The organism is Lacisediminihabitans profunda (assembly GCF_008040105.1).
GTDB classification, from domain to species: domain Bacteria; phylum Actinomycetota; class Actinomycetes; order Actinomycetales; family Microbacteriaceae; genus Lacisediminihabitans; species Lacisediminihabitans profunda.
In genome coordinates this window covers 1-301 of the sequence record NZ_VRMG01000076.1, presented here as the reverse complement: position 1 = coordinate 301, position 301 = coordinate 1, and the positions used below count along the sequence as shown (strand labels likewise).

Genomic DNA, 301 nt, shown 5'->3' with positions numbered 1-301 from the left:
GGTTATGGTTGGCACAGCCGGAGCGGTAACAATGAGCATGCTCGGGTGCTTCTTGAACCGGAGCTCGAAGCGGCTTCAGGCGTAGGCGGCGAGCAGCGCAACGAGCAACGTGGGCAGGGTGACACAGATCGCAACCACGTAGCTGTTGATGAAGAAGCGCACCTTGGTCGGATCCGTGGTGATCGCGATGTACGCATCGAAGGAGAAGTGATCGGTGATCAATGTCGGTGGATAGGCGAAGGTCTCGGTGTTCGACTTGAACGAGCGGGATGCCATCCAGGGCACCGGAAAGCCGGCAAAG

General features: G+C 58.8%; 1 pseudogene. It reads right to left on the bottom strand.

From position 1 onward, the window contains the following. Positions 1-75: 75 nt before the first annotated feature. A pseudogene (locus tag FVP33_RS19120) lies at positions 76-301 on the bottom strand (carbohydrate ABC transporter permease); the annotation flags it as partial.